This window comes from Nostoc sp. DedQUE12b, assembly GCF_034530835.1.
In the GTDB taxonomy this organism is placed as follows: Bacteria; Cyanobacteriota; Cyanobacteriia; order Cyanobacteriales; family Nostocaceae; genus Nostoc.
Map to the genome: position 1 here is coordinate 59,634 of NZ_JAVRCI010000021.1, position 19,414 is coordinate 79,047.

At 42.2% G+C, this 19,414-nt stretch carries 26 protein-coding genes; 17 read left to right on the top strand and 9 right to left on the bottom strand.

Annotated elements, in window-relative coordinates; genetic code table 11:
- Window positions 1-31: 31 nt before the first annotated feature.
- Entirely contained in the window at window positions 32-727 is a 696-nt protein-coding gene (locus tag RMY16_RS13245; RefSeq protein WP_322736749.1) for a hypothetical protein, read from the top strand.
- Between the two features lie 61 nt (window positions 728-788).
- Entirely contained in the window at window positions 789-1,268 is a 480-nt protein-coding gene (locus RMY16_RS13250; protein ID WP_322736750.1) for a DUF4102 domain-containing protein, read from the top strand.
- 71 nt (window positions 1,269-1,339) lie between these two features.
- Here RMY16_RS13250 and RMY16_RS13255 read toward each other — a convergent pair whose 3' ends face one another.
- From RMY16_RS13255 to RMY16_RS13265, 3 genes are all read right to left on the bottom strand, one after another.
- Window positions 1,340-1,666, bottom strand: a complete 327-nt coding sequence (locus RMY16_RS13255) for a hypothetical protein (RefSeq protein ID WP_322736751.1) — start codon at window positions 1,664-1,666, stop codon at window positions 1,340-1,342.
- Between the two features lie 199 nt (window positions 1,667-1,865).
- Complete coding sequence (locus RMY16_RS13260) at window positions 1,866-2,018, bottom strand: hypothetical protein (protein WP_322637042.1); 153 nt, start codon at window positions 2,016-2,018, stop codon at window positions 1,866-1,868.
- Window positions 2,015-2,599, bottom strand: coding sequence for a tyrosine-type recombinase/integrase (locus tag RMY16_RS13265; protein ID WP_322736004.1), 585 nt, complete (start codon window positions 2,597-2,599; stop codon window positions 2,015-2,017). The genes RMY16_RS13260 and RMY16_RS13265 overlap by 4 nt, the downstream gene beginning before the upstream one ends.
- 222 nt (window positions 2,600-2,821) lie before the next feature.
- Between RMY16_RS13265 and RMY16_RS13270 the strand changes: the two genes are divergently transcribed.
- The 10 genes from RMY16_RS13270 to RMY16_RS13315 all read left to right on the top strand — a co-directional run bounded on the left by RMY16_RS13270 (window position 2,822) and on the right by RMY16_RS13315 (window position 9,198).
- On the top strand, window positions 2,822-3,127 hold the full coding sequence (locus RMY16_RS13270; RefSeq protein ID WP_322736752.1) for a glucose-6-phosphate dehydrogenase: 306 nt from the start codon (window positions 2,822-2,824) through the stop codon (window positions 3,125-3,127).
- Between the two features lie 17 nt (window positions 3,128-3,144).
- The gene (locus RMY16_RS13275) at window positions 3,145-5,499 is read left to right on the top strand and encodes a hypothetical protein (RefSeq protein WP_322736753.1); all 2,355 of its coding nucleotides are present in this window, start codon (window positions 3,145-3,147) and stop codon (window positions 5,497-5,499) included.
- A gap of 108 nt (window positions 5,500-5,607) precedes the next feature.
- Window positions 5,608-5,985, top strand: coding sequence for a hypothetical protein (locus tag RMY16_RS13280; protein WP_322736754.1), 378 nt, complete (start codon window positions 5,608-5,610; stop codon window positions 5,983-5,985).
- 2 nt (window positions 5,986-5,987) lie between these two features.
- Complete coding sequence (locus RMY16_RS13285; protein ID WP_322736755.1) at window positions 5,988-6,455, top strand: hypothetical protein; 468 nt, start codon at window positions 5,988-5,990, stop codon at window positions 6,453-6,455.
- A 2-nt stretch (window positions 6,456-6,457) separates the two neighbouring features.
- Complete coding sequence (locus RMY16_RS13290) at window positions 6,458-7,282, top strand: hypothetical protein (protein WP_322736756.1); 825 nt, start codon at window positions 6,458-6,460, stop codon at window positions 7,280-7,282.
- Window positions 7,283-7,404: 122 nt separating this feature from the next.
- A complete protein-coding gene (locus RMY16_RS13295) occupies window positions 7,405-7,992 on the top strand; it encodes a hypothetical protein (protein ID WP_322736757.1) in 588 nt (195 codons plus the stop codon).
- Window positions 7,992-8,225, top strand: a complete 234-nt coding sequence (locus RMY16_RS13300; RefSeq protein WP_322736758.1) for a hypothetical protein — start codon at window positions 7,992-7,994, stop codon at window positions 8,223-8,225. The genes RMY16_RS13295 and RMY16_RS13300 overlap by 1 nt, the downstream gene beginning before the upstream one ends.
- Window position 8,226: 1 nt before the next feature.
- Window positions 8,227-8,682: a hypothetical protein gene (locus RMY16_RS13305; RefSeq protein WP_322736759.1), complete on the top strand. Its 456-nt coding sequence runs from the start codon at window positions 8,227-8,229 to the stop codon at window positions 8,680-8,682.
- On the top strand, window positions 8,683-9,051 hold the full coding sequence (locus RMY16_RS13310; protein ID WP_322736760.1) for a hypothetical protein: 369 nt from the start codon (window positions 8,683-8,685) through the stop codon (window positions 9,049-9,051).
- A gap of 15 nt (window positions 9,052-9,066) precedes the next feature.
- Window positions 9,067-9,198: a hypothetical protein gene (locus tag RMY16_RS13315; protein ID WP_322736761.1), complete on the top strand. Its 132-nt coding sequence runs from the start codon at window positions 9,067-9,069 to the stop codon at window positions 9,196-9,198.
- Between the two features lie 172 nt (window positions 9,199-9,370).
- Here RMY16_RS13315 and RMY16_RS13320 read toward each other — a convergent pair whose 3' ends face one another.
- The 3 genes from RMY16_RS13320 to RMY16_RS13330 all read right to left on the bottom strand — a co-directional run bounded on the left by RMY16_RS13320 (window position 9,371) and on the right by RMY16_RS13330 (window position 11,726).
- The gene (locus RMY16_RS13320; RefSeq protein WP_322736762.1) at window positions 9,371-9,778 is read right to left on the bottom strand and encodes a hypothetical protein; all 408 of its coding nucleotides are present in this window, start codon (window positions 9,776-9,778) and stop codon (window positions 9,371-9,373) included.
- 218 nt (window positions 9,779-9,996) lie between these two features.
- Window positions 9,997-10,776, bottom strand: a complete 780-nt coding sequence (locus tag RMY16_RS13325) for an SDR family oxidoreductase (protein WP_194044754.1) — start codon at window positions 10,774-10,776, stop codon at window positions 9,997-9,999.
- A gap of 110 nt (window positions 10,777-10,886) precedes the next feature.
- Window positions 10,887-11,726 (bottom strand): nuclear transport factor 2 family protein, encoded by an 840-nt coding sequence (locus RMY16_RS13330; RefSeq protein WP_322736763.1) that lies wholly within the window; start codon window positions 11,724-11,726, stop codon window positions 10,887-10,889.
- 84 nt (window positions 11,727-11,810) lie between these two features.
- Here RMY16_RS13330 and murG point away from each other — a divergent pair, with 84 nt between their 5' ends.
- Together murG and RMY16_RS13340 are read left to right on the top strand one after the other, a co-directional pair.
- Window positions 11,811-12,884, top strand: coding sequence for an undecaprenyldiphospho-muramoylpentapeptide beta-N-acetylglucosaminyltransferase (murG, locus tag RMY16_RS13335; protein WP_322736764.1), 1,074 nt, complete (start codon window positions 11,811-11,813; stop codon window positions 12,882-12,884).
- A gap of 25 nt (window positions 12,885-12,909) precedes the next feature.
- Window positions 12,910-14,199: a hypothetical protein gene (locus tag RMY16_RS13340; RefSeq protein ID WP_322736765.1), complete on the top strand. Its 1,290-nt coding sequence runs from the start codon at window positions 12,910-12,912 to the stop codon at window positions 14,197-14,199.
- Window positions 14,200-14,415: 216 nt separating this feature from the next.
- On the opposite strand, the gene RMY16_RS13345 is transcribed toward RMY16_RS13340, so the two are convergent.
- On the bottom strand, window positions 14,416-14,781 hold the full coding sequence (locus RMY16_RS13345) for a VOC family protein (RefSeq protein WP_322736766.1): 366 nt from the start codon (window positions 14,779-14,781) through the stop codon (window positions 14,416-14,418).
- 313 nt (window positions 14,782-15,094) lie between these two features.
- On the opposite strand from RMY16_RS13345, the gene psbA reads away from it, so the two are divergent.
- The 3 genes from psbA (at window position 15,095) to RMY16_RS13360 (ending at window position 17,856) form a co-directional block, all read left to right on the top strand.
- On the top strand, window positions 15,095-16,177 hold the full coding sequence (gene psbA, locus RMY16_RS13350) for a photosystem II q(b) protein (RefSeq protein ID WP_322736767.1): 1,083 nt from the start codon (window positions 15,095-15,097) through the stop codon (window positions 16,175-16,177).
- 233 nt (window positions 16,178-16,410) lie between these two features.
- Entirely contained in the window at window positions 16,411-16,920 is a 510-nt protein-coding gene (locus RMY16_RS13355) for a hypothetical protein (protein WP_322736768.1), read from the top strand.
- 48 nt (window positions 16,921-16,968) lie between these two features.
- The gene (locus RMY16_RS13360; RefSeq protein WP_322736769.1) at window positions 16,969-17,856 is read left to right on the top strand and encodes a hypothetical protein; all 888 of its coding nucleotides are present in this window, start codon (window positions 16,969-16,971) and stop codon (window positions 17,854-17,856) included.
- An 86-nt stretch (window positions 17,857-17,942) separates the two neighbouring features.
- On the opposite strand, the gene RMY16_RS13365 is transcribed toward RMY16_RS13360, so the two are convergent.
- On the bottom strand, window positions 17,943-18,665 hold the full coding sequence (locus tag RMY16_RS13365; protein WP_322736770.1) for a hypothetical protein: 723 nt from the start codon (window positions 18,663-18,665) through the stop codon (window positions 17,943-17,945).
- 489 nt (window positions 18,666-19,154) lie between these two features.
- Window positions 19,155-19,349: a 30S ribosomal protein S21 gene (rpsU, locus tag RMY16_RS13370; protein ID WP_069073011.1), complete on the bottom strand. Its 195-nt coding sequence runs from the start codon at window positions 19,347-19,349 to the stop codon at window positions 19,155-19,157.
- Window positions 19,350-19,414: the final 65 nt, after the last annotated feature.

Here is a 19,414-nt window from a genome sequence, read left to right on the forward strand (position 1 = left end):
GGTGGCTTTCTGATATCAAACTAATAGTATTATGCCAGAAAATTCATCAAAAAACGCACTTCCTTGGACGGAAGAACACGAAGCATTCTGCTACAAACATCATATTTGCCCTGCCGCTAAATCACTTTGGCAATGGCTAATGAGGCAGGGTGTAATAGCTGAAGAAGTCGAGCCAGATTTATCAGAATTTAATGCCACCGTAGCCAAGTCCAGAGGTAAAGGATACTCCCACAATTACCTCAAAAAGATATTCGATCAGTTAGTAGAACACAGAGTTATACAAGTCGTTAAGCAGTACAGTTGGAAGATATTTAAGTTACTTGTAAGACCGCTTGAATGGTTGAAGCCACCGAGGAAGAAGCGAGAAAAAAACTTACAAAACCATAATTTAAGTTACACTTCACCCACTTCAAATGATAAACCTGCCGTTCCGAGTGATATACAGCAGCAGCATTCTAATTCTGATATCAACTTAGAAACTCTAGCTGAGAACGGTATACATTTTGACTCAAACGAGAAAGAAGTGCTTGAACGTCCAACTAACGAGATTAAACTCGCACTTTTAATGTTTAATCTTCGTGGTGCTTTAGACAAAATTCTTAACCCAGAAGGATTTATACGCCAGTGTTTGAGACAGAGATGGTGGGAGTTTCCGCGTAATTACAATCTTTTACTTCAAATGTTTGGGAACTCTACAGAGTGGGATGAATTATTCCCCTCTGGATGATTCATCTGTATAAAAAAGGGCCGCGCTAACGGCCGTCATTATTCTTACTTTCAAAAACATTATGAAACACAAACCTTATGTAGGTGAACAATTAGCATTATTTGCAATTGCACCAACAGTTGAAACAAGGACTATCATTCACGATCCTTACTGGGATGAACTGGATACCCGCCAAAATAGTCATAGTGTTGGGGCGCAAATCTTAAACTCTAGCAATCCGTATAAAACTGTTGGGGCGCAGGTTGCAACTGATACCTTAAAAACTGCGCCCCAACACGATACCCACTGGATAGAGAAATATTGGGTAGAGCGCTCTGGTAATAGATATTGGTATTACCGCTATTGCTGGATGGTAGGCAGGAAGAAAAACCGCCTTTACCTGGGGAGTGTGGATAGTGTACTGGCCAAGCGGAAAAAGGCAGATGTAGAAATTGCGATCGCAGATGGTAAGCTTCCATCTGAGATAAAGGACTTGATCCGAGGCTGGAAGAATGAATCGCCCACCATGCCCAAGATGCAACGGAACAACGCTAATTTTTAAAAACGGCAGTTATAAATTGTCTGACAATACCGTAGTGCAAAGGTGGTACTGTCAAAAATGCCGTAAAAGCTTTAGTCCTGCAACATTTCTGGAGATTGCCGCAGCAGGTCTTGAAGTTTCCGCAGCTCATCCCAGGTACGAGCGGTAATATCTGGTTTTGCAAAAAGCTGTGTGGAGCGGTAATTCTTGGTTCTCCAAGCAATGTAGCGGTCAATTATCACGAGGAAATCCCCTATCAGCATGGGGATTTTTTCAGACTCATTATTTAACAGTTTGGAGTCTACAGCCCTAGCGTAAACCGAAATGTTGTCTTTGAGCGCTAAGGGGACGCGAATTGTTGTTGTCTTGCCACTGCGCCAGCTGCTGCCTGATTTCCAGGTTGTCCGAGTCCGTCCCATGCATTTGTATAAAGTGCCGTGTTACACGGCAATATTACCATTCCCCATTCCCCATTCCCCATTCCCCATTCCCAATGACTAATGACTAATGACCAATGAAAAGCGATCGCACAAATAGGATGAACGCGCGATCGCAATAAATCCAATAAGGTTAGGTGTTTCTAACCGAGTCCAGCTTATCCGCCCTGGCTGCGGTTTGTCATAAGTTCGGGTACACCCGGTCAACTTCATCCCATGCCTGGTTGGTGAGATTTTCCAGCGCCATCGCCAAATACACAGGATGATCGTAATGTCCGTGCTGTAAGCGCTCAAAGAAGATTTCGATTTGGAGGAATAGGAGGTTGGGGTTCATAGAGTTGCGATCGCGCCTCTTCTCTCATCCGCCTCTATTTCAAAGTAGGGGTCAAGTCCTTTATTGTCGCGGTGTCCGGTGAACGTGCGAATAATTTCTTTTTCGATGCCATTTCTTCTCAATCGGTTCACAAAACTCCTTCGCATAGTATGAGTAGAAATACCCTTGGCTTCATATCCTGCCTTTTCCACCGCAGCCATCAAGATGTTGTACGCATTTTTCCAAACAATAGGTTTAGTCCCACATCGTGAGGGAAACAACCATTCACTAGTTGTTTTTGGCTCGTATCGCTCCAAAGACTCCTTCAATGTTGGATGTACTGGAATTTCTGTAGTATCGGCTGTCCCGTCTGGCCGATGCTTTCTGATGATTGCGGGAAAGATGATATCCGTTTTAGGAATGCCTGGGCGATCGTAAACATCACTTACCCTCAGTTTTACGAGGGCCCCCCAGCGCTCCCCGGTGAACCATCCAAGGTCTAAAAGCAGTTTGTATTTTTCTGTCAAAATTTTTCGCCGGATTTTAGAATATTCAGCGTCTGTGATTACAGCAGCTTTCCCAATTCTGTTATTCTTTGGCATAGATATAAAAAAATGAACTTCGCGTATTCCGCTTTTACCTGGTTCAGGGGTAAAAGTGGAATTACCTAAATATTCACTAATAGTAAATATTCGCTCAATCCTATTCCCAGCAAAGGATACGCGTCGTCAGGATATATACCACTTCTACATAAAAGTGGAACATTTACGATTTTTTCTATTAGCAATACAACGGGAGAGTAGCTATTTAAAAATCAATAAGTTATGACAGCGCTCAACCTTGCGACTCAGATTCCTTCACAAATAAACACCCTTGAAAAACTTCACATGTGGAGCGCACAAGCTCTATTTGCAATAAACACATCATTAACAGTAGTTGAAGGGGTGGGTTATACCGAGAGGGCAGCACAGGCTGGTTTATTTTGGGTTGCAGCTGATAGTAAAACACGAGGTATTTTTCGTGTCAGCCTTGCAATTGACTCAAGCTATCTCAGTGCGACCGGTAAACCGTGGACATTTGCACAAGAACTATCTACGACTGCTATTCCTGTTAACTTCAGCAGCAACTAATAGGATAGTAAACCGACATGGACAATCCCCGTCAGTTTTCATCCCTGGATTACGCCGATGCTGATATGTACGGGGCATTAGTTGAGCGTCCATCACCGGGGGTTCCACTTGAAAAGCCTAGACCCGTTACAGCGACAAATAGAGAGAATGCCACCGAACGAGCAACCGAGAAACGGCTATGGCAAGAAGAAACTGCTCGTAACGCTGAATACTTTCGACAACAAAAACAACAGGAAATTGCTAGAGAAGCTGAGATACTGAGGCGAGAAGCTGCTCAACGGCAAGCTATTGCTAATAGGATTAGCGGTAATGCACCGGCTGACCCAGAAGTGGCGACCCCAAGGCGCGAATCACCACTCGCACAGCAGCAGCGCTCAACACCCGAACGGCAGCCACTGCCTTCTAGAGGAAGCCCACCGCCGACAATCAGCGGGACTGCTGCAAGACCATCAGCACTGGTGGAACCGACTGCGTTACCAGCACCAGCCGCACTTAAGGAAGCGATCGCCAATACATTAGGGGGTGCTGCAAGTGCATTACCCCGCTCAGTTCCCACATCCGCAGGTAGATTACTTATTCCCGGTGTATCAGCAGGTTTATCACTTGGAAGCAGACTTGTCGCTGGTCAATCAGTGACCCAGGCTGTTGTTGGTACAGCAGGCGTATTTGCTGGCAGTACAGCGGGTACGTTGATTGGAACTGCTGTAGGTGGGCCCGTCGGTGGAATGATTGGCGGAATGATTGGCGGTTATGTTGGGGGATACATTGCGGATTCATTTTTTCGCAATCAGTTACCATCAACTGTCCCAGACGCGCCAATATACACGCCGAATTATCAGACCTTCGTTGGTGGACAAGACCCAAGCCGACAGTATTACGTTTATTGGGAACGCCGCTCATCCATCGGTACGGTAGTTCAGTACCAATCCGCGCCATTAATTGGTGCGATTACCGCATTCACTGTAACAGCTACGACCGACAACCGCTGGAAAGTAGACATCTACTACAATAGCGGCAACTCAGTCGGTAGCACTACTGTTGGCTCCACATCCGATCAACGTGCGCCGTACGTGACAGCAGTTTCTCGCACGGATGGCTCCCCGGAGATATACCCTGATACACGGCCATCCACAGCACAACCACCCGATAATCGACCTTATTACCTTAGCGAAAATCCACTTAACAGTGATGCAACGATACCGTCAGGAACGCCAGCGGCGGGGCGTAATAAAGGTAAGACACGAGAAATAGCACCGTCACTGCCATCTAATAACGTGCCTAATGGTGGTGGTGCCTTCCCCGGTCACGGTGGATTAGCGCCGTCGTTCCTGCCTAATCCCACTCAAACACCACAGCCTTTGCCCGGTTTGATGCCAGCACAACAAAATCAACGTCAGCCATTACCGTTTGCTGAACCGGAAGATATGCCACAGGCACGACCCGTCAGGTTTGGACTGCAAATAACACCCTCAACAGGTGGAGTAGTCGAGCCAAGTTACGCTGATGTTACACCTGCGACCATAACACCTACAACCGTAACGCCTGCCACGATTACGCCGAGCGAAGGCAATGATAGCCAGGGTAATCCGATATCGGGTGTACCTTACGTCAGCCCAGTTTCGACAAACAGCACCGGAGTACCAACGTCAATACCATTTCCAGTACGCCTGGAACCGATACCCGATGCATTGTCACCGACACCAAAAGCGAATAGTGCCCCAAAGGTAGAATCACCCACAGAAACCATTGCCCGTAAACAAGCTGAAGATAATGAAGCTACCAAAAAGGCAATAGAAGACCAAGTGGGGCGATTGACAGCAATAGCAACAGCAATTGCAGCCCTAACACCTGCCATTCAAGGCATACCGAACGCGATCGCAAATAGTCCCAATGTTCGTGCTGCAAACCGCGACGATGTGCAAGGGGCTGTTTGCGAGATATCTCAGCCTACTGGTTGCCTTGGTGCGCCAATCAAGCAAGCTGAGGATGCAGCAAAAGCCAACGGTAATAAACTTGATCAACTAAATGCTGCTCTTGGTGCAGGTAATGCGGGTGCAAATGCAGCACTTCTTGCGGGGCAGGAAACTATTTTACAAAGATTGGGCGATCAACTACCTGGGGGAATTGGTGGGAAGCTTTCAAGATTTGCTGATTGGATGCATCTTGATCGCCTTTTAAATTTAATGACTTTTGCTGCAACAGTTCATAATGCAGCAATGCTATCCAACAACCTAGCGCAAACTTTATTTAGTGCAATTGGTAATGTTTTAAGTGCAATTGGACTAAAAAAAGAAGATGGTAGCGCTTTTGATATTGGTAGTGTAATTTCTTCCGGGATTGAATCTTTAATCAAAGGAATGATTGGAGAATAAAATTACAAGGCGCTTAATAGCACCTGGAAAAAAGCAAATCGTATTTATCAAGCTGCGGCTAACCTTTTAAATTCAATTCAATCGCTCAGTGCATCTATTCTTAGTGCTTTGGAGGTTGTTGGGCAATGGAATGCAAAAGTTGCTAATGCTTTAAAGCGTTTTGGAGTCGTCGGTGAAAAAGCTTATTCATGGATGAATCCGAATGTCAATTTTCAAAATAAATACTTCACTGCCCTTGAAAACGCCACTAACGTTATCTCTCAAGTAGACCAAGTAGCAAGTGAGGTTTTATCAATTAAAGAAACAGTGGGGCAGATTGTAGAACAGAAAAAAGAAGTTGATGATTCATTGAAAGAAACTGACACTAGTAAACAAAAAACAGATTTACCCGAAGCGGTCAAAATAGCACAAAAAGAAAGTGAATCAAAAGCAGCAAGCGCGGCAAAACCCGTAAGCGAAACCGATAAAGAAGCAGATGAGGATTAAAAATGGTTGCTCAATTTCCAATTACCCCAACAACACCAGCGAAGAACCTTACACCGCAAATCAAGGTAGATGTGCTTACTTTCACCGAAGCAATTCTACTAGTAACTGAACTGGGGATGCCAAGACATTATCGAATGTGTGCTATTGATATTGCAATAAGCAATGTCAATAAAAACCTAGCAGTGGGAACATTCTCAAGGGTTTTTGCTTATGCACAATCTCTAGCTAACAATGATATTAATCCGACACCAAACGTTAATGCTAATCCAGTAGAAGCTTCCGCTAACTTGCTTCAGGCTAAACCGACTACAGGTATAACGCTATCCATAGATTCAACAGAAATAATATCAGTGTGTGCCTTGACGTTGAGCATTGCCAACCTCCGGTTAGATTACATGGACGAGTATTTCAATAGCACACTAACATACTTGACAAATGCTATTGCAAGCGATTTAAATCCTAGCACATAGACATGGCATTACCAACTAACTTTAGCGAATTTGAACACCTCCAAGATACAGTTAGACTTGCACACAATAAAGCTGTTCGAGCATATTTTAAAAATCAAGCTGACGACGATATTTCCACCCCAAAAGCAAGTCTTAAACACGCTTGCTTAATGAAAGATGAAGATAGCGCAGTCATGACACAAATGAGGTCATGGCTGTTTGAAATTACCATTGGACACGCTCAATCTTTACAAGCTCCTATTTATGGGATTCCAGTACAAGAGCTACAAAGAGAGTCTAAATTCAGGCCACAAATAAAACTTTATTTCAAAGAACCATACGATTTTGAAAAACATGGTGATGGTACAGAACAGGTACGCGGTGAAATCGGCTTTCGGATCATGAACAAAACTGCTGATACTATTTCAAGAGCCGATGCTGTAGGATATGCCCGTGAAATCAAGGCAGAGTTTGCTACACCTCCATTGATTTGGAAAAAAGGTAAATATAAATGCACATACCTAGATTTAGATAATGGGTTTGATTTACGCTTGTTGTGTTTATCTAAAACTGAGGGTGAATCTACGGTTAAATCAGTTTTAAAAATATTAGATAAAACTTATAGTGATAATAATTTTCAATTTATAGAAAATACTAAAGAGTTTCCAACTAATCCAGGCACACATCGAGTTTATGGCAGGACAGTTAAGAAATTTAGGCAACGTCCAACGGCGGAGGTGAAATTTACACACGCTCAACTACTTATTCCTGGACAAGTCAAGCCCGTTAATCTGGTAGGACTTAACGGACGACTCAGAAGTGCCATCGAAAACGTGACCGCTCCATAAGGCTTTTAATTCTTTCTAATTCTTTTTCGGAAAGTTAACTTGTCACTGGTTTAATTCTGCCTAAAACACGGTGCTAGCTTGGGTTGATAACTAAGTAGCAAGTTTGTAGGATTTTAGACAAGATGGGCAGATATGGTGACATTCGGCGAGCTAAAGAACTAGGCGATGCTTTAACCAAACTACGTGAATGGGAAGACAAGACGCTAAAGGAAAAAAGAGCGGCATACAAAGCACAGCGTGGTACTTCAGTAAGGGTCAAAGTTATTCGCGCTAAAGGATATGTTGAGTCTTTTGAACTTCAGGGGCGTATATATTTGCCAGTGAAACTGCTTTCAGATAATCAAACGGGAGGCAACGCCACCACGCTAGCAAATGTAGTCCGCGAAGCAGTACAAACAAGTGGACGGACTCTTGCAGTAGGTTTTGAATTGCCTACGGGTGGTTTGTTGCTTGATAATTTAACCGGCTATCGCCCAGCAAAGCTATCGCTAACAGATCGTGGGGCAGAAGTCGCTGACAGCAAATCACGCATTACGGATCTTGAGTACAAGCGGTATGACAACAAAAGTGTTTCGTCTGCTTTCGGTTCTAAAGCTACCGGCAGTGAGCCTTACGCAGATGCTGTTGCAGAAATAAGTGACATAGCATCAATTAAAGCTTTTGCTCAAAAAGAAGGTAATCGAGTTTCGTTTATTCCAGAGGTTATCTAATGAGCGGTTTGTTACTGCCAGATTACCGTGATTTGTTAATGGTATCCTCTGGCGATGAGCGCAGTATCAAAGGGATGGTAACTATCAATCAAGCTTCTGCTGACTGGCTAGCAAGCAGGATAGATACAGGTACTTATTTTGATGTGTTAGATCATTTTGGGATAGACCCTTTTTCACATCTTAATCCTGTAGAAGATTTGGTTTTTAATCAAGTTATTACGTTAAACCTTTGACATGAGGGAATTACAGCTTGGTAATTCTAGTAATTGGGAGAATATTCACAACGAAAATATTTCGGCAATATTTCTACCTAAAACTGGGGGCGGATATATAACCGTCCCTATTCCGGAAATATCTATTGCTGTTTTGCTAAATGTTTTTGTTGTAGCAGTTAAAATCTCTACTAATGTCCCAGAAGGTAGAGAATGGAAATTTGCGGGGCATATAAAGCAATCTGTTAGCACAGGAATAGCTTTTGATAATTCTCAGGATGCTAGCTTTAACAGAAGGCAGCCTTTGTTTTTAGATAAGATAAATCTTGTTTTCTTTCCCAAGATTTCCACTAGCTACAGTATTTCTATTCAGGTTCCTAAGTGGTTTGAAAATGCTGGGGTTGCTGTTTGGCGTTACACGGGGCCAGATTATGATTCTGATTTAGCCCGTATTGAATCAAAAATTGATGCTCTTTAAATGAAAATCGATGTTGGCAACACTCTAACTATTATCCTTGGACTACTTACTTTAATTGGAGCGATTTACCGATTAGCTCAAGTTGAAGCAAATATTAACAGCAAGATTTCTGATAATGAATCAAAAATGTTGATAATTGTTGATGCGCTGAAAGACAGCTTAGTTGACAAATTAAATGCTATCAATGCCAAGCTAGAGATACACATAACTAAATACGAAGGCGACAAAGAATATATTTATATATATCGATTGAATGACAATGAGAAAACCATTGAGCATAAATTCAATCGACTCGCCAGCTGGATAACTCAAATAGCTGGATTTCTTCACAGGAAAACTGGTTTTCAAATCCGCGATGATAAATTCTAAACCTACTTAAAATCAATGCTATCTCTTCAAGACTTTACCGATGAATTAGAAACCTGGGATAATTTCAAAACTTATTTAGAAGCACTCCCAACCAATCAAGTTGGTGGTTTAACAGCAAGTGCTAAATTCCACCCGGTAGGGCTTTAACTGCGGATTAAATATCAAAACCAAAGTGTTGACATTAATTCGGTTTTATCGGCAATCGATGCCCATGAAATTCTGACTCCAATTTGGATCAGAAAATATCTTGATTATTTTTTGGGTAGACAAGAGGAAGAGATGTACTCTGTTGAAACTTGTCTAAATCTACTCAACAGAATTATTGAGGAATTGACTCCTCTTTCTGAGCAACCAGAGCAAGCCATTGATTCATCTCAATAAAAACTTCACACTTTTGATTGTTATCCCACATCCACCACCCACCAGCTAATCCCGCGTAGAAGTTAAAATCAGCAATTTCCCTCAAGGTCAGATCATCCGAGCATTCTCTGACCTTTTTCCATAGGATAAACTCAAGCCCTGAAAGCCATCTAGCTGACCACATTCTTTCTGAAAAACTGGTCATCATCTCCCAAACCATTTGTTTTGGGTCTTCTGCGATCGTTAATTCATTCATGTCTTGCGGGGATGCTTTAGGGTAACTGAAAGTTTTTGTCACAGGATGGGCAAAGGCAGTCTGTATGTGATTTGAACGATAATTTGACCAAAGAGACGGGACATACTTCACTGGGGATTCACTCTAGCTGAGTAGCTAAAGCCTTAACAAACTCTCTAGACGTAAACTGAAACATAAACTGTAAAACTTTAGATATCTGGTTTAAATATGCATTATCCAGAACCCTTGTAGAGATGTAGCACTGCTACATCTCTACATTTTTTCTACCAAATATCTCGTGAGTAGAGTAAGTGAAAGGGGTAAGCTTTTTTAAAATCGTATGAGATGGGCTACTTTGATGTTCGTCGATTAACTAGGGTAGCGCTAGCTTGGTCAACAGGCATTAGCACAACTTCATTAATATTGACATGGGGCGATCGCGTCACACAGAAAAATATCACATCAGCCACATCATCTGCTGTTAGGGGTGTAACTCCCTGGTAGACTTTGTTGGCGCGTTCAGTATTTCCGTGAAAGCGTACCTCGCTAAATTCCGTTTCTACCATACCAGGGTCAACGGAAGTTACACGTACCTGTGTTCCTAATAGGTCTTGTTTTAAACCTTCAGAAATTGCTCTGACAGCAGCTTTGGTAGCACAGTAGACATTACCACCGGGATAGGTTTGATGTCCGGCGATGGAACCTAAATTTACCACATGACCGCGATCGCGACTTACCATTCCCGGAACGACATAGCGGGAGACGTAAAGTAAACCCTTAACGTTAGTATCAATCATGTCTTCCCAATCTTGAAAGCTGCCTTCGTGCAACTTGTCTAAACCACGACTTAGACCAGCATTATTAATGAGAATGTCGATGTCAGACCAGGCAGAGGGTAGAGTCGCAATGGCAGATTCAACAGCATGGCGATCGCGCACATCTAATTGTAGTAAATGAATTTCAGTACTAAAATCTTTACTTAGAGTATCTGCTAGCTGCTGCAAACGTTCTAACCGTCGTGCTGCTAAAATCAGTTTTGCACCCGCACCAGCAAAGATTTTTGCACAGGCAGTACCAATACCACTACTTGCACCAGTGATCAAAATAATTTGATTTTGTAGGGAAATCATTAGGATAGTTAGGAGTGAGGAGTTAACAGTTATGAATTATGAATTAGCACAAGTTTCATCGTTCATAATTTATCATCAGTCGGTCATAACTCCTAACTCCTAACTCCTAACTACTTCTTCACTACTTGCAAGCGCTGAGTTACCATAGTCATTCCATTACCCCGCAGGATGACAGCAGAAACCCATTGGCTACCTGGGATAGATGGTGCTTGTCCAACTTTAAACAGTCCGCCAGATGTTAATAATTGCAAATCTACGGGTGTGGGGTTAAGAAATTTATCTGGTTTAATGGGTTCTTCTAGCGCCGTTCCTAGTAGAAAATCATCACCAAGTGGCTCTTGGACGATCGCATCAAAATTATACTTCTGACCAACTTGCACCTGCTGTGGTAATTTAAAATCAATTTGGGGTGGTTTGCTACCAGAGGTAAGCAAGGTTCGTTCTGACAAAATGTCTTGGCGGACTATTTTTCCGCCTTCAATACGCTGACGCGATTTAATCGTCGCATTAAGAGCCAACTTATTAGTGTTACCAGAGGGTAAGCCAGTTATCTTTGTTTCTGTTTCAGCAATAATCCCATTGGCTTCAGGTTTTGAAGATAGCAGTTTCGTGCTGTATTGCAATTTCGGATATCGTTGCCAAAATGAAGTCAAAGACTTTTCCAGGGTTTGGAGGTTTAATCCATCGCCATGAGTGAAATTGGGGCTGTAAAATTGCAACACTCCTCTGACATCGCCTCGGCTAGCAGCGCTATCAACTTGTGTCAACAGGTTTTTCAGATCGGCTGGTGCATTTTGGGATGTTGTGGCTTGAGATAATTGCTGTGGTGTTGCAGCCTGAGTACGTTGCCAACCAGTTGTTAAACCAATAGTCAGCAGAAACGAAACCAGCCAGATATTTGCTGGAAATTTGAGTTGTCGTCTCACTAAGGCGGTAATAATGTTAGTCATTGGTAAGAATTTACTGATTTGATTAGAGAAAGTAAGCAAATTGTTTTATCTTAGTTAAGCTAGACGCTAAACGGTAGAGGTTTGATGGCAAACGCACCGATACGATTATTAATAGCTGCCAGTGGGACTGGTGGACATTTGTTTCCAGCGATCGCCCTGGCGCAAAAACTTCCAGACTATCAAATAGAATGGCTGGGAGTACCCGATCGTCTAGAAACTCAACTTGTCCCCAAACAGTATCCCTTGAATACTATTGCAGTTGAAGGGTTTCAGCAAGGGTTTGGACTTTCTTCGATTCGCATTTTGGGTAAACTCGCCCTTTCGATTCTAGAAGTCAGACGAATTCTCAAACAGGGGAATTTTCAAGGGGTATTTACCACAGGCGGTTACATTGCCGGGCCAGCCGTAATTGCGGGGCGTTCTCTCGGTTTACCAGTGATTTTCCACGAATCTAACGCCTTACCAGGTAAAGTAACTCGCTTTTTTGGCCCTTGGTGTAGTGCGGTAGCCTTGGGATTTGAAGTAGCTGCTAAGTATTTACCTCGTGCCAAAAATGTCTATGTTGGTACTCCTGTAAGAGAGCAATTTCTTGATGGGGCAATTAATGCACCATTGGATTTAGCTATTCCTGATGGTGTTCCTTTAATTGTTGTTTTTGGTGGTAGCCAGGGTGCAGTTGCAGTAAATAAGTTGGTGCGCGAATCTGCAAAAGCTTGGTTTGATGCTGGTATTTATGTAGTACATTTAACTGGCGATCGCGATCCCGAAGCAGACAGTCTCAAACATCCACAGTACATAGCCTTACCTTTTTACAACAATATGGCAGCGTTGTTGCAACGTGCTTCTTTGGCGATTAGTCGTTCTGGCGCAGGTAGCTTAACAGAGTTGGCAGTATGTGGAACGCCAGCGATTTTGATTCCTTACCCCTTTGCCGCAGAAGACCATCAATCTTACAATGCAGACGTATTTACAAAAGCTGGTGCGGCGTTAACACTGAAGCAATCGGAGTTGACGACTGAAGCATTGCAAAGTAATGTCTTGAATTTATTGCAGTCACCGCAAGAGTTAACAAATATGGGGGAAAAAGCAAAGGCGATCGCAGTTCCTGATAGTGCCGACAAGTTGGCGCAGTTAATGCGTGAGGTGATAGAAAAATAACTTTGATTATTTAGTATTAAAGAATATGTTATTTAGCAAAAAATTCCGCTTTACAGTAGGTTGTGCTGCCTTATTACTTGTCAGTTTAGTAAGTAGTTATCTATATACCCACTCAAAAACTAAACAGCTAGCTCAAGAAAATCACTCATTTACTCAACAAGAAAATTCTACCCTACTTCAATCACAGATTTTTCTGACCTCAAATCAAGCTGCCGATCAACTTACTTCAAGGTTTCAAAATGCTTTTTCATCTCGACAGAACTTGTTAGCAGCATCTGTACCCTATCCAGTTATTGATGAGTTCAAAAAATATAAATTTAACATTAATGGCAGCCAGATTGCTACACCAGGAAAATTACCAAATAGTAAAGTTAAATTTAATCAAGGAGATTTATTAACTGTTCTCGTTAATACTAAAAAATATTTTCAAGATTATGCTTCAAAAGACCCAGATATTATGCGTCCAGGAGTACTTACTACTCAAGGAGTTACTGTACCAGATGTCCTCACAACTTTGGATTTCATGATTGCTGTTTTGAAAGAGGATATTGCTAATAATCGGGCTACTCGTTTACAAGACTCTAAATTTATTAATACCAATTTTCGAGTCATTAAATGGTCTGCCTACAACCCCAAAAGTAAACAGCAAAAACAATTACGAATCACCAAATATGCTGTATTTACTCACCCTGGTTCCCGCAAGAAAACCTCTACTTTTAATATACCAATTTATAGCTTAAAAGATAACTCTAATAACGATAAGTTTTACACTCGATACACAAAGCAAGATGTTTTGTCTGGTATTTATGAACCAGGTGGTAGAGAATTTGGAAAAGTTACAACTCTTGCTTATCTAACTAGAAATGGCTTAGAAGAAGCAATTATGCAAGGAACAATCCTGATTAATTTTACAGATGGTGATCAGGCATTTTTTAATGTAGATAGAAACAATGGAATGGCTTATATCCGCGGATTAAAGGCAACAGCACAAAAGCGTTATTGGTATTTTAGAGAAGTTGATGATATTAAAGGCTATGGATACAAAATAGATGCAAAAATTTCTATTAAACCCGGAGTTACTTTTGCTGGAGATGTTTTGAATATCGGTTTAGGTAAGGTGATTGTGATTGAGCATACTCAAGGTGGTCGCAAACATTTGCAAATGGGAGTCATCGCCGATACAGGTGGAGCATTTTTACCCAATCTTTATCAGCTAGATTTTTTGGCTGGGATTTTTAAGAATAAAAAAGAATTTGGGCAGAATATAAGCCAATTACCGGAATATGCCACAGCATATTTTTTAGTCAAGAAGTAATGCATTGACCAAAGAGGGGGGGAGGGGGGAAGGGGGAAAGGGGAAAGGGGAAAGGTTAAAGGGAAAGGAAAAAGATGTATTTCGAGATACGTAGTACGAGACATACAGCGTCCTCGCCTCGTATCAAGCCCCTAACTTTAGTTATGGGGTTCCCTTTCCCTTTTGCCTTTAACCTTTTCCCTGCCCGAAGGAAGGGCTTGACCTGATGTCAAAAATCTATGCACGGGTTAACAATTCTAAGTTGTGGCCATCGGAATCATAGAAATAGAAGCCACGACCTTCCTTTCTGTGGTTAATCTGTCCTTTATTCTGATGCATGGGGTCGCTACTGTATCCAATACCTGCCTCTTTGATGCGTGCAAAAATTGCATCAAATTCTTCATCACTGACATGGAACGCATAATGATGTGGCTCGAACGCTTCAGCGTCGGCGAAGTCGAGCGTTAATGCATCATTTATATGCACAGCAGCGAAGTAACCAGCGGGAAGCTCGACCTCTAAACCGAAAATTTTTGCAAAGAACCTCGCCGATGCTTCTTTATCATGTGCGGGCACTATAGTGTGATTTAAAGTAATTGTCATGTCACACCTTCCCTCCTAATTTTGGTAGTAATCCATATCAACTCTCGATTTCAGAGTCGATAACAACAATGTTCCTTTCTATTTTATCTTTTGGGCGCTAACGCCGAAGTAAATATATCTAAATCCTGTGTTCAATGTATTTGGAACAACCGCAAACACTAAGCATCAAGTTTAAATAAGCAAACCTGATAACTCGTATCAGATTTACTGTAGTAATAAAACTTGATTAAAAATTGTAAAGCAGTGTAAAGTACATTCACAGGCGAAAACTTTACCGCCTGATTCATAAATAACTAACCGCACTTATAAAACAATGACAACAACCTTACAACAGCGCTCAAGCGCCAATGTATGGGATCGATTCTGCGAATGGATCACCAGCACCAATAACCGGATCTACATCGGTTGGTTCGGCGTAGTGATGATTCCAACCCTACTAGCCGCAACCGCTTGCTTCGTAATCGCCTTCATCGCAGCTCCTCCAGTAGACATAGATGGTATCCGCGAACCAGTAGCAGGTTCCTTAATTTACGGAAACAACATCATCTCCGGTGCAGTAGTACCTTCCTCCAACGCAATCGGTTTGCACTTCTACCCAATTTGGGAAGCAGCATCACTTGATGAGTGGTTGTACAACGGCGGTCCTTACCAATTGGTAATTTTCCACTTCCTGATTGGCGTATTCTGCTACATGGGTCGTGAGTGGGAACTATCCTACCGCTTAGGTATGCGTCCTTGGATTGCAATTGCATATTCTGCTCCAGTTGCAGCAGCAAGCGCAGTATTCTTGGTATACCCCATCGGACAAGGATCATTCAGCGATGGTATGCCCTTGGGTATAAGTGGAACCTTCAACTTCATGATCGTGTTCCAAGCAGAACACAACATCTTGATGCACCCCTTCCACCAATTAGGTGTAGCTGGTGTATTCGGCGGAAGCTTGTTCAGTGCAATGCACGGAAGTTTGGTAACTTCCTCCTTGGTTCGTGAAACCACCGAAACCGAATCTCAAAACTACGGTTACAAGTTCGGACAAGAAGAAGAAACCTACAACATCGTTGCGGCTCACGGCTACTTCGGTCGGTTAATCTTCCAATACGCTTCCTTCAACAACAGCCGTTCACTGCACTTCTTCCTCGCAGCATGGCCTGTAATCGGCATCTGGTTCACCGCCTTGGGTGTCAGCACAATGGCGTTCAACTTGAACGGTTTCAACTTCAACCAATCAATCATTGACTCTGAAGGTCGTGTGATTTCAACTTGGGCAGATGTAATCAACCGCGCTAACCTGGGTATGGAAGTAATGCACGAGCGTAATGCTCACAACTTCCCTCTGGATTTGGCTGCTGGCGATTCTGCTCCTGTAGCAATAAGCGCTCCTGCTATCAACGGTTAATCATAATCTGAGATAAGCTCTTCACGTTTATCTGTAAAAGAAAGACGCTCTCCCGAAAGGGGGGGCGTTTTTCCATTGGGTTAATTAATCCATTAAGCATGACATTGAAGTGTAAAAATGACCCTCATAGTTGAGAAGTTAGGTAATAATTATCAAAAAGTAAATTTTACGGGTAATAATTGCTAGCAGCGCAGATAATTGCCTGAAAGCTCAAGTATAAGGAGAAGCCAATAATGATTTTACACCGTGGACGTAGGGTAGTAGCTGCTTTGCTGCTGTCAGTGGTACTACTGACAACAGCCTGTAGCCCAAAAGAACCTGGACGTTTTGACCAGGCGCAAAAAGAAAGCACTCAACAGAAAAAGGGTCTTGCGGTAGCTAAAACTGCAACTCAGGGTAGCGAATTTAATAAATTTTTCCCAAAAGCTGGTGATGGCTACCAACGCGTCTATACCCAAGAGAAAAAAGGCTTTGCGGAAGCGAAGTTGAAAAAAGGCGGTAAAGATATAGCGGTGCTGTCTATTTCTGATACTACTAGCACACCCAGTGCAGCAGCAAAGTTCTCGAAAAGCACTAAAGAAATTGGCGGTTATCCTGCAATAGAAGTTGGTAAAACGCAAACTGCAATTTTGGTAGGTAAGTACCAAGTAAAAGCACTTTCTCGTGATTCATCATTTACAGGTAGCGATCGCGAAGATTGGCTAGAGAAGTTTAATCTTAATGGTTTGGCTAACCTGAAATGATTTGCACTACTAACATTCAGATCATAAAACCTAAATAAGGAGATTTTTGTGAGCAAATCGATTGTTGAGTTGGTTGATCAATTGCCAACTGGCGGCTTGACTGTTTCTATGTTGAAGTCTCTCGATTTTGTTGCTCCTGGAGAGTGGCAAAATACCGTTGGCTTTGTCAACACTATCAAGAAAGTCACAGGGGAAGACGACGAAGATTTAATTCAGCAAATTGGCGAAAGAGCGATTTATCTATTCAACGATAAATCCCAAGGATACCAAACAGCCTTGTGGTTATATCAAACCGTTGATGCTACAGATAAAGCGCTTGGTGCAGCAGCCTTAGCTAACAAAGTCGGCGAAAAAATTCCTTTGTTGGGTTTTTTAAACTCTGTCACTCCCAAGCCAGATAAAGCCCAAACCATTGATTTGACATTAAAATTAGTGGCTGAGTTGGTAGCCTTTTGTCAAATTAATGGGATTCCGGGAGATAGTATTGGGGATTTTGTCGCCTCTTTAGGTGAGTATAGTGGAGAGTCGCTGATCCGTATGGTGGCATTAGTTTGCGTTGATGGTTTGATACCTTTGGGCCCAGATTTTATCAGCAAAGCGATATCTGGGCTGAATCAAACAAATCCACAGGAGTTAGAACAAAACTCGACTTTCCAAAACATCAAAGATGTGATTCCAGGTAACAATGCTGGTAGTAAACTCAACTTTATCGGCGAAAGCTTTGACTCAGTTAAAGGTTGGATGAATGGGTTAGTTAGTGCCAATAATTTAACGCCGCAAAAGGTTGTCCACAACTTGCAAAGTTTTACCGATATTGCTGATGACAAGTTGGACTACCTCGCAGCATTCCTGGATGTAGCAACAAATTATTATGAGCACACTGGCACGCAAACTTTAGCACATCGCTTGATTGAACGCGCGGTGGCTGAGATTTAGGTTGATGGGTGATTGAAGAAGGTTACAGGTTACAGGGGACAGATTATTCCCTATTACCTGTAACCTGTAACCTCCTAATCCAGGGCCTATTGGGGTAAATGCAATTCTGCTGCGATCGCATATAAGTAAGGTTGAAAAATAGCCAAGTTCTCTAGTTTATCAAACTTACCTGTTTGCGTACCTGTGTCAAATGCAGTAGTCATTACGTAAAGTTTAGTACCATCAAAGGCAACATGACCGATATGTTGCTCTTGTACTCCACCTTGTCGCTTAAGTCCGGCGAACCCATAACGGATTCCCTGAAGCTTACCAATGGGTACTGGTTGCGGTGGGTAGGCTGAGAAAATAATCTCTTTTCCATATTCACCCTGGCGATCTTTGGCTAACGCAGCGTAGTGGTCTATAACCCAAGTTTTAAGTACTGGTAATAACTGGGTTTGGTACTTGGGACTTTGGTAGTCTACTAAAGAAGCAGTTGGAATACCCGCTGCTAAGAGTTTCTTTCGGAAATCCTCATTGTTTGCTAGTGGGTAAATGTTAATCTCAACTGTACCCAAACGTTTTCCTTTGGAGGAGACACACAACAGGGGTGGATTTCCTTCACAGGGATAAATTTGCCAGTTAGTTGGAGCAGCAGTACTTCCCAGGATTTTCTGCCAGATATTTTCCTGATTAGAGTTGGGAAGTTTCGCAACGGTAGGAGGTTTTACTACTTTGGGTGGAGAAAATTGGGGTAGAACAAATTTGGCTCCTACTGGTATTAATACCAGCAAAATAGAGCCTAGTAATAAATGATAAAGTCGTAACATTTTTTCAAAATCCAGAGCCAGGGATTGCAAACTAACGATATTTACAATACTTTACGGATACAGAGGAAGAATACATTTATATTGCTGCAAGTTCCGCAAATGGAACTCAACAAACTATAGCGCTTCTTTGTAAAATCAGGTATAAATTAGGAGCGCATAGTTAGCTGTGCGTCTCTACGAAATGCTCTAAGTAGCTATGTATAAATAAATTAAAGTTTGTAGTAAGGACTTTAGTCCTAATACACCTTGCTATGAGCGATGAATCGCTCACTACAAACTAGGATTTTATTGTATGTTTTATTATGCCTACTTAGTTCACGCAATTGAAAATATATACACTTAGTAGCGCTGAAAAACGGTACAGCCCTACTACGAACAGCTTGTTTATTAATTGATGTGTGCCTAATTACTTGTGGCTTGCCGGAGGTATGGCAACAATGAAGAGATGCTGGCTAGATGTCAAATCGAAGGGCAAATTTGCTGGGACTTTTAATTGAAGCGAGAACGTTGTTGACGACGTTGTTTGTGCCTAGCAATTGCTTTACGCTTCTCTTTTTCTATTGGCGTCTCAAAGTGACGCTTTTTTCTCATATCTTGGAAAATTCCTGCTTTAGAAACTTCCCGTTTAAATCTTCTCAAAGCTGATTCGATACCTTCATTCTCTCCCAAAACTACTTGTGTCATTCTCATTCCTCCTTAATCTGGATGAATAGTTCAGGACTACATACTAAATAAAATATTCCAGCAGA

Coding starts and splice junctions, on each gene's coding strand:
- RMY16_RS13255 (WP_322736751.1), bottom strand. CDS start 1,666: ATGGGACGGACTCGGACAACCTGGAAATCAGGCAGCAGCTGGCGCAGT.
- RMY16_RS13270 (WP_322736752.1), top strand. CDS start 2,822: ATGACAGCGCTCAACCTTGCGACTCAGATTCCTTCACAAATAAACACC.
- RMY16_RS13340 (WP_322736765.1), top strand. CDS start 12,910: ATGTTATTTAGCAAAAAATTCCGCTTTACAGTAGGTTGTGCTGCCTTA.
- RMY16_RS13365 (WP_322736770.1), bottom strand. CDS start 18,665: ATGTTACGACTTTATCATTTATTACTAGGCTCTATTTTGCTGGTATTA.
- RMY16_RS13250 (WP_322736750.1), top strand. CDS start 789: ATGAAACACAAACCTTATGTAGGTGAACAATTAGCATTATTTGCAATT.
- RMY16_RS13285 (WP_322736755.1), top strand. CDS start 5,988: ATGGTTGCTCAATTTCCAATTACCCCAACAACACCAGCGAAGAACCTT.
- RMY16_RS13355 (WP_322736768.1), top strand. CDS start 16,411: ATGATTTTACACCGTGGACGTAGGGTAGTAGCTGCTTTGCTGCTGTCA.
- RMY16_RS13345 (WP_322736766.1), bottom strand. CDS start 14,781: ATGACAATTACTTTAAATCACACTATAGTGCCCGCACATGATAAAGAA.
- RMY16_RS13290 (WP_322736756.1), top strand. CDS start 6,458: ATGGCATTACCAACTAACTTTAGCGAATTTGAACACCTCCAAGATACA.
- RMY16_RS13330 (WP_322736763.1), bottom strand. CDS start 11,726: ATGACTAACATTATTACCGCCTTAGTGAGACGACAACTCAAATTTCCA.
- RMY16_RS13260 (WP_322637042.1), bottom strand. CDS start 2,018: ATGAACCCCAACCTCCTATTCCTCCAAATCGAAATCTTCTTTGAGCGC.
- RMY16_RS13310 (WP_322736760.1), top strand. CDS start 8,683: ATGAAAATCGATGTTGGCAACACTCTAACTATTATCCTTGGACTACTT.
- RMY16_RS13315 (WP_322736761.1), top strand. CDS start 9,067: ATGCTATCTCTTCAAGACTTTACCGATGAATTAGAAACCTGGGATAAT.
- murG (WP_322736764.1), top strand. CDS start 11,811: ATGGCAAACGCACCGATACGATTATTAATAGCTGCCAGTGGGACTGGT.
- RMY16_RS13265 (WP_322736004.1), bottom strand. CDS start 2,599: ATGCCAAAGAATAACAGAATTGGGAAAGCTGCTGTAATCACAGACGCT.
- psbA (WP_322736767.1), top strand. CDS start 15,095: ATGACAACAACCTTACAACAGCGCTCAAGCGCCAATGTATGGGATCGA.
- RMY16_RS13275 (WP_322736753.1), top strand. CDS start 3,145: ATGGACAATCCCCGTCAGTTTTCATCCCTGGATTACGCCGATGCTGAT.
- RMY16_RS13295 (WP_322736757.1), top strand. CDS start 7,405: ATGGGCAGATATGGTGACATTCGGCGAGCTAAAGAACTAGGCGATGCT.
- RMY16_RS13305 (WP_322736759.1), top strand. CDS start 8,227: ATGAGGGAATTACAGCTTGGTAATTCTAGTAATTGGGAGAATATTCAC.
- RMY16_RS13300 (WP_322736758.1), top strand. CDS start 7,992: ATGAGCGGTTTGTTACTGCCAGATTACCGTGATTTGTTAATGGTATCC.
- RMY16_RS13325 (WP_194044754.1), bottom strand. CDS start 10,776: ATGATTTCCCTACAAAATCAAATTATTTTGATCACTGGTGCAAGTAGT.
- RMY16_RS13245 (WP_322736749.1), top strand. CDS start 32: ATGCCAGAAAATTCATCAAAAAACGCACTTCCTTGGACGGAAGAACAC.
- rpsU (WP_069073011.1), bottom strand. CDS start 19,349: ATGACACAAGTAGTTTTGGGAGAGAATGAAGGTATCGAATCAGCTTTG.